Genomic DNA, 12,890 nt, shown 5'->3' on the forward strand with positions numbered 1-12,890 from the left:
TCTTTACCTCTCGGGCGCTAAGTGCTTGCGCGCAAAAGAGGAGGCGGCGCATGGCGGCAGAGGCGGAGCAACTGGTGGATCGCGCGGCACTCGCGCGCGCGCGCGCCGAGCTGGGCACCGGCTTCGCGCGTATCCTCGGCTATTTCCGCGAGGATGGCATCAAGTCGCTGAGCGCGCTTGAGGACGCGATGCGCAAGGGCCATGCCGCGGCGCTGGTCATCCCGGCCCACACGCTCAAGGGCGAGGCGCGCCAGTTCGGTGCCAACGTGCTCGCCACGCTCGCCGAGAAGATCGAGGATCACGCGCGCGCCTGCGTTGAACACCATGAATCGCCGCAGGACGCGATCGAGGACGTGGTGGCGCTGCGCCCGCTGTTCCTGCGCACACTCGCCGTGCTGGAGAGCGAGGGCGCCGCGCCCGTCGCGGTGCGGCGGCCAGGTGGGTTCGGGCGCCGAGTGGCGTAGCGCGCGAGGGGGCGTCATCTGCGGCAGGATGTGATCAGCCGGTACTCACCGTGCGACGGTCTGGATCGATCGGCCCGGCCCCGAAGAAGGCGATCGAGGCCTGCAACTGCTCGGCCTGGCGGAGCAGCGCGCGCGACGTCGCGGCGATCTGTTCCGATCCGGCGGCGGTCTGTTGCGCGGCGCTGTCCAACTGCCCGATCGCCTGGTTAATCTGGCCGGTCCCGAGATCCTGCTCACGGCACGCGGCGGTGATCTGGCCGACCAGCTCGGCGGTGCGGCCGATGTCGGGCACCAGCGTCGACAGCATGGTGCCCGCGTCCTTCGCGGTCGTGACCGTTTCCTGCGAGAGCAGACCGATCTCGACGGCGGCGGTGCGCGATCGCTCGGCCAGGTTGCGCACCTCAGCCGCCACGACCGCGAAGCCGCGACCGTGCTCGCCGGCCCGTGCCGCCTCCACCGCCGCATTCAGTGCCAGCAGGTCGGTCTGGCGGGCGATCTCCTGGACGACGGACGTCTCGCGCGCGATCCTCGTCATCGCGTCCACCGCCGTCTTCACCGCGGCGCCGCTCGCCTCAGCCTTCTCCGCCGCTCGCCGTGCGATCTCTCGCGTCTGGCCGGCGTTGTGCGCGGTCTGCTTCACGTTGGCGGCGATCTGCTCCATCGATGCCGAGGCTTGCTCGCTGGCCACCGCCTGTTCGTTCGAGCTCTCTGCCAGACGTTGTGCCGCTTGCGACAATTGTCGGCTCCCCGTGGCGACGTGGGCCGCTGCCGTCATTGTCTCGGCGACGATGGTGCGCAGCCTGGCGACCATCGTCTGCAAGGCAAGCCCCAGCGTGTCGCGATCCGATAGCGGGACCGCCGAGATGGCCAGGTCGCCCGCCGCGACCGCTCGCGCGATCTCGGCGGTGGCGGTGAGGTTGACGATGACGCCGTTCAGCGCCCTGGCGAGCTCGCCGATCTCGTCGCGGCGTCGGATGCCGTCTACGTGGATCGCCAGATCTCCCAGCGCCAGCCGCTGCATCGCCGCGACCTCGGCGTCGATCGGGACGGTGATGCTGCGCAGCGTCCACAGCCCTGCCGCGATCATCGTCACGGTCGCGGCCAACGCCACCGCCAGCGTGACGCTCCATGCCGCATCGTACGCGGCGGCCGCCCGGCTTGCATCCTCGGCCGCGGCCTCATCCTTGATATGAATGACGGTTCTCAGCCTGTCGAACGCCACCACCAGCGCGTCTCGCGCGGGCGCCACCGCCGCCACCGTCGCTCGACGGTCGCCCCGCGACAAGGCATCAACGATCCCTTTGCGCGCCGCGAGATAGCGGTTCCAACTGTCCATCAGCGCGGAGAATGCCACGGCCTCGGTCTCGGACTGGATCGTCGCGCGGTATGATCGCAGTAACCTCGGCAAGGCGGCGTCCATCTCGACGAACTCGTCGTCGAGGCTCGCCTGCTCGAGCGGATCGGTGGCGACGATCTTTCGGATGGTGGTCGTATGATAACGTAACAGCGTGAAGCGGATGTCGTACAGCATCGCCGTTTTCGGCAGGATCACATTCTTGGCGTTCGACGCGGACAAATAGACTTTGTCGATCCGGCCCAAGGTAAAAAGGCTCAGGCCTGATAGCGTCGTGACCGCCAGTCCGATCAACAGGAAAAGCTTGGTCGAGATCCTCATTCATAAGTCCTGCTAGGACGACATTGGTCTCGCGGACAGAGGCGCGGTTTAGAGCAGGGCGCCGCTGGAAGCAGGTCATGCACGCGCGACCGCGACGTTGGTCTGCTCCATTATAGACGCATGTCTCTCCGCGCCGTCGATCCAGCCGGAAAAGATTGCTCCGGATTAAGACCGCTGCGTGACGGACGGCGGAGCAGCACATGCGTCGATCGAGAAGCACCTGCCCACACCGTTCGGCTCAAACGGTTCTTCGAGGTAAGTGGGAGGACGAGCGGAGAAGGGACACGTGTCGGCCGGAGCACTCCCGGAACAGCGATCACGTCGCGCATGATCGCCTGACCAGCGCCACGCTGATCGGCTGGCGCGATCGTGATCGAGGTCGATGGGGGAGCGCAAGGGGACGAGCGTCGCGATCGGCCGGCGCGGCTCGCGACCAAGGCGGGCGGCGCGCCGCCCTCGTCGATGCGAGCCACCCGCCATGGTGTTGCTGGTGGGAACGTTTTCCCTCTCGGCAGTCGTGGTGATCAACCTCAGAACCGGAGCCAGCGCGAGATGAGCCTCATCCCTTCAGGTAAGGTGCCGCGCCGCTCTCGGGCTTGTCATGCTCGCTCACCGAGTTGAGCTGGATGTAATTGTGGATACCCATCCGCTCGATCATCTCGAACTGGCGCTCGAGCGTGTCGACATGCTCTTCCTCGCTGGCGAGGATGTTGGCGAACAACTCGCGGCTGACGAAGTCCTTGACCTCCTCGCAGTAAGCGACCGCCGCCTTGAGCTGCGTGACCGCCTCGATCTCCATCGCGAGATCGGCCTTGAGCGCTTCTTCCACCGTCTCGCCGATGCGCAGACGACCGAGCAACTGGAAGTTGGGCAACCCGTCGAGAAACAGGATGCGCTCGGCCAGCCAGTCGGCGTGCTTCATCTCGTCGATCGATTCGTGGCGCTCGAATGCGGCGAGCTTGTAGACGCCCCAGTGATCGAAGAGGCGATAGTGCAGCCAATATTGATTGATCGCGGTCAGTTCGTTCTTCAACGATTCGTTGAGGAACTCGATGACCTTGGGATCGCCCTTCATGCCAGTCTCCACTATCCGGAACGGCACGGCGATAGCCCCGAATGGGGGAGGAAGGAAGCTGAAAGTCCGTCGCGCGACGGCGACTATTTGCTGCGACCGCTACGCAGCCGCACGTTCTTCATCGATGATTGCGCGAGCAAATTGAACACATTGGCCGCATTTCGGCGAGCGCCCGAGGCAGCGATAGGCTTGGCAGGGGGTGGCAGCACCGGATCGCGCAGCCTCGCGCACCTGGCACTCCTTGATGGCATTGCAGACGCAGACGACCATGCGGTCTCCTTCCCGGCTGCGACTCGATCTACCCGAGTTGAGAACGGCTCGCAAGGGAAATGAGACGCGTTCGCATCTAGCGGCGGCGAAGCGGCTGGACCTTGCCGCGCGCGATCGACCGCCAGAGCCACTCCGCCGGTCCATAATGGAAGCGCGCGAGCCAGAGTGGCGACCATAGCAGAAGCAGCGCCCAGAGTGGCGGCAGCAGCGCATAGGCCTCGGCGCGGCCCCAACGCGCGAACTGCCCCAGTCCCCAGCCGTAGAAGACCGCGGCGAGCATGAGACTCGACAGCAGATAGTTGCTCAGCGCGCTGCGCCCCAGCGCGGCGAGCCGCTCGCCCGAGCGCGTTCCCGGCAGCCAGCGGAGCAGCAGCGCGGCATAGCCCGCGACCATCGGGGCATGGATCAGCGGCCCGAGCGCGAAGGAGGCGGTGAGCACCGCCTCGAGCGCGAAGCCGCGTGCGATGCCGTGGCGCGCGAGCGCCAGCTGGGCCGCCAGCCCGAGTGGCAAGGTCAGTGCCGCGACCGCGACGTAGCGGCGGCGCGACCAGGCGCCGGTGGCGAAGCCGCTGCGATAGGCCGCCATGCCGAGCAGCATGTAGCCGAGCGTCTCCGGCCCGTTGGCGAGCAACCCGCCGAGCGCGCCGGCGTCATGTCGCCAGCGCCATGCGATGCCGTCCGCCAGCGACCCACGCAGCGCCGCGATCTCGCTCGCCAGCAGCGGAGCGGGTGGACGGCCGAAGCTCTGCTCCAGCGCGGCGCGCGAGGCGGGCAGCGCGGCGGCCTGTACCAGGCCAATCCCGCCGATCGTCGCCACCAACAGCGCGGCCATGGCGGCGAGCAGCAGGACACGGGCCGGCGCGTGGACGAACAGGAGCGCGGCGACGCCGACCAGGGCATAATGGTGGAGGATGTCGCCGTACCACAGTAGGTACAGATGCGCGGCACCGATGAGGTAAAGCACGCCCATGCGGCGGAGGTGGACCGCGGCGCCGTTCTGCCCCGCCGCGTCGGCGCGCTCCACCACGAGAAGCAGCGAGGCGCCGAACAGTGCGGCGAACAGCCCGCGCATCTTGCCCTCGACGAGCACGAAGGTGAGGGCCCAGGCGGTGAGGTCGGCGGGTCCGGTGCCGCCGGCGGCGAGCGGGGTGAAATAGGCCGCCTGCGGCAGCGCGAAGCCGGGCAGGTTGGCGACGGTGATCCCCAGCACCGCGACGCCGCGCAGGATATCGAGCGCGGCGAGGCGGTTGGCGTAGGACATGGCGATGGCGTGCTAGGCGCGCGGCGCGGGGCTGGCAACGTTGGTGAGGACGGACTTATTCCTCCCCGGCACGGGGAGGGAACCGCCGGCCGCAGGCCGGTGGTGGAGGGGGCTCTCCGCGCAGCGCAGCGCTCGTGGAGCCCTCCTCCACCAGCCCTCGGCTGCCCTGCAGGTGGAATTGCCCCCGGCAATACCAGCCATGTCCGGGGGACATGGCGACCTGCACGACCATCTCCGCGAGCGCGGAGGATCTCCTCAGATCGCCGCTTCGCCCGCCATCAGCTTGGGGAAGAAGCCCTCGTGCGCGGCGCGCAGCTGGTCGAGCGGCACGCAATAATCGCCCTCGCGCAGCTCGAAGATCACGCGCGTGCCGATCGTGCGGCCGAGCGGCTCGGCCTCCACGCCGGCGTCGAGCGCGGCCTGGAGGAAGTCGAGCAAAGCATGGTCGTGCACTGTCACGACATAGACGCCCTGCTCCTCGGCGAAGAGCGCGGCGGCGGTGTCGTACGGCAAGGCGCGATCGATCATCGCGCCGACGTTGCCCGCCAGCGCCATTTCCGCGATCGCCACCGCGATCCCGCCGTCGGCAACGTCGTGCACCGCGCCGAGATGCCCCGCGTCGATCTGCGCGCGGATGAAGTCGCCGGTGCGGCGCTCCGCCTCCAGGTCGACGCGCGGCGGCGGCCCTTCCTCGCGCCCGTGCAGCTCGCGCAGCCACAGCGACTGGCCGAGATCGCCGCGGCGCGTCCCGACCACGACGATGACGTCGCCGGTCTGCTTGAACGCGATCGTCGCGCTCTTCTGCCACTCCTTGAGCAGCCCGACGCCGCCGATCGCGGGTGTCGGCAGGATCGCCGAGCCGCCGCCCGTCGCCTTGCTCTCGTTGTAAAGGCTGACGTTGCCGCTCACGATCGGGAAGTCGAGCGCGCGGCACGCCTGCGCCATGCCGTCGAGGCAGCCGGTGATCTGGCCCATGATCTCGGGGCGCTGCGGGTTGGCGAAGTTGAGGCAGTTGGTGATCGCGAGCGGGGTCGCACCCACCGCGGTGAGGTTGCGCCACGCCTCGGCCACCGCCTGCTTGCCGCCCTCGACCGGGTCGGCGAAGCAGTAGCGCGGGGTGCAGTCGGTCGTCATCGCCAGCGCCTTGTCGGTGCCGTGGACGCGCACCACCGCGGCGTCACCGCCCGGGCGCTGCACCGTGTCGGCGCCGACCATGTGGTCGTATTGCTCCCAGATCCAGCGCCGGCTGGCGATGTCGGGCGAGGCCATCAGCGCGAGCAGGTCGGCCGCTGGGTCCTTGCAATCGGGGATGTTGACCAGCGCCCTGGCGGGCGGCGTCGGGACGTGCGGGCGATCATATAGCGGCGCGTCGTCGGCGAGCGGCGCGAGCGGGATGTCGCACACCGTCTCGCCACGCCACTTGAGCACCATGCGCCCGGTGTCGGTGACATGACCGATTACCGCGAAATCGAGTTCCCACTTCTCGAAGATCGCGCGCGCGAAATCCTCGCGGCCGGGCTTGAGCACCATCAGCATGCGCTCCTGCGATTCGGAGAGCATCATCTCGTACGGTGTCATGCCGGTCTCGCGCTGGGGCACGTCGTCCATCACCAGCTCGATGCCGACGCCGCCCTTGCTCGCCATCTCGACCGAGGAGGAGGTGAGCCCCGCCGCGCCCATGTCCTGGATCGCGACGATCGCGTCCGACGCCATCAGCTCGAGGCACGCCTCGATCAGCAATTTCTCGGTGAACGGGTCGCCGACCTGGACGGTGGGTCGCTTCTCGTCCGAGTTCTCGCCGAAATCGGCCGAGGCCATGGTCGCGCCGTGGATGCCGTCGCGTCCCGTCTTGCTGCCGACGTAGACGATCGGATTGCCGACGCCCGAGGCGGCCGAGTAGAAGATCTTGTCGGTGTCGGCGACGCCCACGGTCATCGCGTTGACGAGGATGTTGCCGTCATAGGCGGGGTGGAAGTTCACCTCCCCGCCCACCGTCGGCACGCCGACGCAATTGCCGTAGCCGCCGATGCCGTGGACCACGCCCGAGATCAGGTGACGCATCTTGGGATGGTCGGGCCGGCCGAAGCGCAAAGCATTGAGGTTCGCCACCGGGCGCGCGCCCATGGTGAAGACGTCGCGCAGGATGCCGCCGACGCCCGTCGCCGCGCCCTGATACGGCTCGATGTACGACGGGTGGTTGTGGCTCTCCATCTTGAAGATGACGGCCTGGCCGTCGCCGATGTCGACCACGCCCGCGTTCTCGCCCGGACCGCAGATCACCTGCGCGCCCTCGGTCGGCAGCTTCTTGAGGTGGATGCGGCTCGATTTGTAGCTGCAATGCTCCGACCACATCACCGAGAAGATGCCGAGCTCGACAAGGTTGGGCTCGCGGCCCAGCGCGTTGAGCACGCGCTCATATTCATCGGGGGACAGGCCGTGCTCGGCGACGATCTCGGGCGTGATGGCGGTCATGGCCGCGGCGCATAGCGGCTGTGCGCCGCGGTGGCCAGACGGTGTGGGTTCGACAGCACGCCCAACGCACCGTTCGTGCCGAGGCGGCACTGAGCTCGTCGACGTGCCGTCTCGAAGCGCTTGGCGACAGGTCCGCGGCAGCGCATCGAGACGAGGCTTCGACAGGCTCAGCCTCTCCTCAGCGCAAACGGGATCTTACCCGCGCCGCTTCCGTCTCAGCCGCCGTAGCAGCCCGCGCTTCTCGAACGCCTCGAACATCTCGCCCGGCCCCTCTGGATCGAGCACCTCATTGTCCGCCAGCCACTTCTCGACCGCGCTGAGGTCCTCCACCTCATAGGGCACCAGCGTCCGCCCGCTGCCGCGCAGCGCCTCGATCGTGGCGATCAGCCCGTCGCGCTCGACCCGCTCGCTCACCACCGCCGCGTCGACGCCGAGATGCTCGGCGATCAGGTCGTCGCGGATCGCTGCGATGGTCGCGGCGCCGTCGGTGATCGTGACGTCGCACTCGGTGTCGAGCCGCAGCGAGCGGTTGTTGAAGTTGGACGAGCCGATCCGGATCGCCTGGTCGTCGATCACCGTCACCTTGGCGTGGCAGTAGATCGGCGTGCCCTTCTCATTGACCGGATGGTACATCCGGAAGCGGCCGCGATGGTCGCGCCGGCGCAGCTCGGTAACGAGCCGCGCGCGCGCAGTATCCATCGCGATCGGCTCGAGCCAGCCCTGCGCGGTGACCGGGTTGATCACGACGATCTCGGGCGGATCGTCCTCCACCAGCCGCGCGGCGATCGCCTCGGCGATGCGGCGCGAGGCGAAATATTGGCTCTCGGCGTAGATGCGGTGCTTGGCCGAGGCGATCAGCGCGAGGTACAGCCGCTCGATCTCGAGCAGTTCGTCCTGCCCGTCATACCGAGGCTGCGAGCGCGACACCGCGACGTCGACGTCGGTGAAGACGGGCGTGAGCGATTCGGGCCAGCAACTGCCCTCGCGCGGCGGCGGCGGCGCGATCTCGGCGCCGCCCGCGATGGCCCACCGCGTGCGGCACAGCTCGCCCAGCGCGCCCGCGACCGGGCCCTGCAGCGCGGTGGTGGCGTCGTGCCACGGCTTGTACGCGCGCCCGCTCGGCGACGTGCGGCGCGGGTCGTCGTCGACGTGCGCGCGCGTGTCCCAGCGCTCGTCGGTCATGTCGATGCCGCCGCAGAAGGCGAGACAGTCGTCGATCACGACGATCTTCTGGTGCTGCGAGGCCGCGACGGGATGGTGGCCGTCGAGCAGCAGGTGGATGCGCGGCTGGCGATAGCGCCAGTTGAGCAGGGTCCACAACGTCTTGCCGCGCCCGAGCGTCTTGATCGCGCCTTTGTCCCAGCGGAGGATGTGGACCTGCAACCCCGGCGTGCGGTCGACCAGCCAGGTGATGAAGGCACCGACGTCGGTGGGCGCCTCGGGATGATCGTCGTCGTAGGCGAGATTGATGCGCGCGTCGAAGTCCCAGCCGACCAGCAGGATCTGGTGCTGCGCGCGTAGCATCGCCTGGCGCGCGGCACGGAAATAGGCGTCGGCGTCGATCACCACCGCGGCCTGGTTGGCGCGCTCGACGCGCCAGCGCGTGTCCTCGGGGAGGATCACAGGATCTCGCGCACCAGCTCGGGCGGGCGCGCCAACCGCACGCCCTTGTCGGTTTCAACGAGCGGCCGCTCGATCGTGGCGGGATCGCGCGCCATCAGGTCGAGTGCGGCCTCGGCGTCGGCGACCGTCGGTGCGTCCCTGCGCAGGGCGGCACGCGGCGCGATCCCGCCGCGCGCGAGCAGCGCGGCGAGCGTGTCGCGCGAGGGCGGCGTCTTGAGATACTCGATGACGGTCACGTCGGCTCCGGCGTCCTGCAACAGCGCGAGCGCCTGACGCGACTTCGAGCAGCGCAGGTTGTGGTAGATCGTCGCCGCCGCGCCGCTCGCCACCGTCACGCGTCCTGGCGCGCCAGCCACTCCTCCAGCCATTTGATCGTGTAGCTCCCCTGCTGGAACTCCGGGTCGTCGAGCAGCGCCTGGTGGAGCGGGATGGTGGTCTTCATCCCCTCGATCACGAACTCCTCCAGCGCGCGGCGAAGACGACGCAGCGCTCCCTGCCGGGTGGTCCCATAGACGATCAGCTTGGCGATCATGCTGTCGTAATAGGGCGGCACGGTATAGCCCGCGTACAGCCCCGAATCGACGCGGACGTGCATGCCCCCCGGCGCGTGATATTGCGTCACGCGGCCCGGCGAGGGCGCGAAGGTGCGCGGGTCCTCGGCGTTGATGCGGCACTCGATCGCGTGGCCGCGGAAGACGACGTCCTCCTGGCGCAGCGTCAGCGGGTGGCCCTCGGCGACGCGGATCTGCTCGCGCACGAGATCGAGTCCGGTGATCGCCTCGGTCACCGGATGCTCCACCTGCAGGCGCGTGTTCATTTCGATGAAGTAGAACTCGCCGTTCTCCCACAGGAACTCGATCGTCCCCGCGCCGCGATAGCCCATGTCGGCCATCGCCCTGGCGACGATCCCGCCCATCCGCTCGCGCTCCTCGGCGGAGATGACGGGGGAGGGCGCCTCCTCCAGCACCTTCTGGTGGCGGCGCTGGAGCGAACAGTCGCGCTCACCGAGATGGATCGCCTGGCCGATGCCGTCGCCGAACACCTGGAACTCGATATGGCGCGGGTTGCCGAGATACTTCTCCATGTAGACCGTGGCATCGCCGAATGCCGCCTTCGCCTCGGTCCCTGCCTGCTGCATCAGCGTCTCGAGCTGGTCGGGCGACTGGCACACCTTCATGCCGCGCCCGCCGCCACCGCTCGCCGCCTTGATGATCACGGGATAGCCGATCTGCTCGGCCAGCGCCTGGGCCTCGGCGACGTCGCTGATCGCACCGTCCGAGCCCGGCACGAGCGGCAGCCCGAGCGCGCCCGCGGTGCGCTTGGCCTCGACCTTGTCGCCCATCACCCGGATATGCTCGGGCTTCGGACCGACGAAGATCAGGTTATGCAGCTCGACGATCTCGGCGAATTTGGCGTTCTCGCTGAGGAAGCCATAGCCCGGGTGAATCGCGTCCGCGCCCGAGATCTCGGCCGCGGAGATGATGTTGGGAATGTTGAGGTAGCTGTCGGTCGCCGCCGGCGGCCCGATGCAGATCGCCTCGTCGGCGAGGCGGACGTGCATTGCGTCGGCATCGGCGGTGGAGTGTACCGCCACCGTCTTGATGCCCATTTCGTGGCACGCGCGGTGGATCCGCAGCGCGATCTCGCCGCGGTTGGCGATCAGCAGCTTCTTGATCTGGGGCAAGGGCGTTACTCGACCACCACGAGCGGCTGGTCGAACTCGACCGGCTGGCCGTTCTCGACCAGCACCGCCTTGACGGTGCCCGCGCTCGGCGCGGTGATCGGGTTCATCACCTTCATCGCCTCGACGATCAGCAAGGTGTCGCCCGCGGCGACGCTCTGGCCCACCGCGGCGAAGGGCTTGGCGCCCGGCTCGGCGGCGAGATAGACGGTGCCGACCATCGGCGAGCGCACGGCATTGGCGTGCGACGGCGCGGACGGGCCGGCGGTGTCGACCTGCGGCGGCGCGCCCGCGGCGACGGCGGGCGCCGGCGCATAATGCACCGGCGCGGCGACCGCGGCGGCCTTGCGCGCGACGCGGATCTTTCGCTCGCCGTCCTCGACCTCGATCTCGGTCAGCTGGGTGGTGTCGAGCAGCTCGGCGAGCTGGCGGACCAGATCGACGTCGACCTGCATCGCGCCGCCGTTGTGAGAGATGTCAGCCATGCAACCCTGTTTCCCCTAGATAGGGCGCGCCTCCTGTCAGAAGCGGGCCGCGGCTTCAAGCGCGAGCATGTACGACATCGCGCCGAAGCCGGCGATGGTTCCCTTCGCGGCGCTGCCCACCAGCGAGACGTGGCGGAAGCTCTCGCGCGTGTGCGGATTGGACAGATGCACCTCGATCACGGGCGTCTTGATGCCCTTGATCGCGTCGTGCAGCGCCACCGAGGTGTGCGTGTAGGCCGCGGCGTTGAGCAGCACCGCGCGCGCGTCCACCGCCTGCGCCTCGTGCAACCACTCGACCAGATGCCCCTCGTGGTTCGACTGGCGCAGGTCGACCCGCAGGCCGAGCTCGCGCGCGCGGTCCTCGAGCTGCCCGGCGATGTCGTCGAGCGTGTCATGGCCGTAGATCTCCGGCTCGCGCGTGCCGAGCAGGTTGAGGTTGGGGCCGTTGAGGACGAAGACGGTGTCGGTCATGCGCTCCCTTGGGGTCGTTGCCCTTCGTGCAGGTGTCATTGCATCCGGCGCGGCGCGGCGCAACGTTGCCCCTGCGGGTCCGCGGGCCTAGATGGCGCGCATGGCACATTCCGACGGCACCATCACCATCACCCTCAACGGCGAGCACAAGCGAGTCCCTGCCGGACTCTCGATCGCGGGCCTCGCGGAGTCGCTCGGGCTGGTGCCCGAGAAGCTCGCGGTCGAGCGCAACCTCGAGGTCGTTCCGCGCTCGACGCTGGGCGAGGTGCAGGTCGAGGACGGCGACGAGCTGGAGATCGTCCATTTCGTCGGTGGCGGCGACCATGCCGCGCCGCTCACCGACGACACATGGACGGTCGCGGGGCGCACCTTCCGCTCGCGGCTGATCGTCGGCACCGGCAAGTACAAGGACTTCGCGCAGAACGCCGCCGCGCTCGAGGCGTCGGGGGCGGAGATCGTCACCGTCGCGGTGCGCCGCGTCAACGTCAGCGATCCCAGCGCACCGATGCTGACCGACTTCATCGATCCGAAGCGCGTGACCTACCTGCCCAACACCGCCGGCTGCTTCACCGCCGAGGACGCGATCCGCACGCTGCGGCTGGCGCGCGAGGCGGGCGGCTGGGATCTCGTCAAGCTCGAGGTGCTCGGTGAGGCGCGCACGCTCTACCCCAACATGCGCGAGACGCTGAAGGCGACCGAGGTGCTGGTGCGCGAGGGCTTTAAGCCGATGGTCTATTGCACCGACGATCCGATCGCGGCGAAGCAGCTGGAGGAAGCCGGCGCGGTCGCGATCATGCCGCTCGGCGCGCCGATCGGTTCAGGTCTGGGCATCCAGAACCAGGTGACGATCCGGCTGATCGTCGAGGGCGCGGGTGTGCCGGTGCTGGTCGACGCCGGCGTCGGCCAGGCGAGCGACGCCGCGGTGGCGATGGAGCTCGGCTGCGACGGCGTGCTGATGAACACCGCGATCGCCGAGGCCAAGGACCCGATCCTGATGGCGGCGGCGATGCGCGCGGCGGTCGAGGCGGGGCGGATGAGCTATCGTGCCGGCCGCATGGGCAAGCGCCGTTACGCCGACCCGTCGAGCCCGCTGTCGGGGCTGATCTGAACCGTGAGGAATTGACGTACGTCAATCCTCAAGGGGAACATCGCCGTTTCGGGTCCGTTGTTCTGTCACCGGGTTACACTAGACGGAGAACGACGATGGGCGAGCTCACCGACAAGATCAAAGGCAACGTCAACGAGCTGGTCGGCAAGGCCAAGCAGGCGATCGCGGATAAGGATCCGGCGGATCGCACCGCGTCCGACGATCGTCTCGCCGCCGAGGGCGCGGCGCAGGAGACCAAGGGCAAGGGCCAGCAGTTCGCCGGCAAGGTGAAGGGCGCACTCGGCGACGATATCTGATCGTTGCGT

Annotated in this window: 13 protein-coding genes; 3 read left to right on the forward strand and 10 right to left on the reverse strand. The window is 68.6% G+C overall.

Annotated features, from left to right (window positions below; all coding sequences use genetic code 11):
- Positions 1-50: 50 nt before the first annotated feature.
- On the forward strand, positions 51-464 hold the full coding sequence (locus FHY03_RS07900) for an Hpt domain-containing protein (RefSeq protein ID WP_183920588.1): 414 nt from the start codon (positions 51-53) through the stop codon (positions 462-464).
- A gap of 34 nt (positions 465-498) precedes the next feature.
- Here FHY03_RS07900 and FHY03_RS07905 read toward each other — a convergent pair whose 3' ends face one another.
- The 10 genes from FHY03_RS07905 to aroQ form a co-directional block, all read right to left on the reverse strand.
- Positions 499-2,139 (reverse strand): methyl-accepting chemotaxis protein, encoded by a 1,641-nt coding sequence (locus FHY03_RS07905; protein ID WP_183929882.1) that lies wholly within the window; start codon positions 2,137-2,139, stop codon positions 499-501.
- A gap of 559 nt (positions 2,140-2,698) precedes the next feature.
- Positions 2,699-3,214 (reverse strand): bacterioferritin, encoded by a 516-nt coding sequence (gene bfr, locus FHY03_RS07910; protein WP_183920586.1) that lies wholly within the window; start codon positions 3,212-3,214, stop codon positions 2,699-2,701.
- A gap of 99 nt (positions 3,215-3,313) precedes the next feature.
- Entirely contained in the window at positions 3,314-3,484 is a 171-nt protein-coding gene (locus tag FHY03_RS21010) for a bacterioferritin-associated ferredoxin (RefSeq protein WP_132909171.1), read from the reverse strand.
- A gap of 76 nt (positions 3,485-3,560) precedes the next feature.
- Complete coding sequence (locus tag FHY03_RS07915; protein WP_183929884.1) at positions 3,561-4,745, reverse strand: DUF418 domain-containing protein; 1,185 nt, start codon at positions 4,743-4,745, stop codon at positions 3,561-3,563.
- Positions 4,746-5,000: 255 nt separating this feature from the next.
- Positions 5,001-7,217 (reverse strand): phosphoribosylformylglycinamidine synthase subunit PurL, encoded by a 2,217-nt coding sequence (gene purL, locus FHY03_RS07920; RefSeq protein WP_183929886.1) that lies wholly within the window; start codon positions 7,215-7,217, stop codon positions 5,001-5,003.
- Positions 7,218-7,412: 195 nt separating this feature from the next.
- On the reverse strand, positions 7,413-8,840 hold the full coding sequence (locus tag FHY03_RS07925; RefSeq protein WP_183929888.1) for a phospholipase D-like domain-containing protein: 1,428 nt from the start codon (positions 8,838-8,840) through the stop codon (positions 7,413-7,415).
- Positions 8,837-9,175, reverse strand: a complete 339-nt coding sequence (locus tag FHY03_RS07930) for an ArsC/Spx/MgsR family protein (RefSeq protein WP_311721338.1) — start codon at positions 9,173-9,175, stop codon at positions 8,837-8,839. Before FHY03_RS07930 ends, FHY03_RS07925 begins: the two co-directional genes overlap by 4 nt.
- Positions 9,172-10,524: an acetyl-CoA carboxylase biotin carboxylase subunit gene (gene accC / locus FHY03_RS07935; RefSeq protein ID WP_183929893.1), complete on the reverse strand. Its 1,353-nt coding sequence runs from the start codon at positions 10,522-10,524 to the stop codon at positions 9,172-9,174. Before accC ends, FHY03_RS07930 begins: the two co-directional genes overlap by 4 nt.
- A gap of 5 nt (positions 10,525-10,529) precedes the next feature.
- Entirely contained in the window at positions 10,530-11,006 is a 477-nt protein-coding gene (gene accB, locus FHY03_RS07940; protein WP_183929895.1) for an acetyl-CoA carboxylase biotin carboxyl carrier protein, read from the reverse strand.
- Positions 11,007-11,042: 36 nt separating this feature from the next.
- Entirely contained in the window at positions 11,043-11,477 is a 435-nt protein-coding gene (aroQ, locus tag FHY03_RS07945) for a type II 3-dehydroquinate dehydratase (protein ID WP_183929897.1), read from the reverse strand.
- Positions 11,478-11,577: 100 nt separating this feature from the next.
- Between aroQ and thiS the strand changes: the two genes are divergently transcribed.
- A complete protein-coding gene (gene thiS, locus FHY03_RS07950) occupies positions 11,578-12,585 on the forward strand; it encodes a sulfur carrier protein ThiS (protein ID WP_183920578.1) in 1,008 nt (335 codons plus the stop codon).
- Between the two features lie 95 nt (positions 12,586-12,680).
- The gene (locus FHY03_RS07955; protein ID WP_183920577.1) at positions 12,681-12,881 is read left to right on the forward strand and encodes a CsbD family protein; all 201 of its coding nucleotides are present in this window, start codon (positions 12,681-12,683) and stop codon (positions 12,879-12,881) included.
- The last annotated feature ends 9 nt before the right edge of the window (positions 12,882-12,890 follow it).

The organism is Sphingomonas sp. BK345, assembly GCF_014193845.1.
In the GTDB taxonomy this organism is placed as follows: domain Bacteria; phylum Pseudomonadota; class Alphaproteobacteria; order Sphingomonadales; family Sphingomonadaceae; genus Sphingomonas.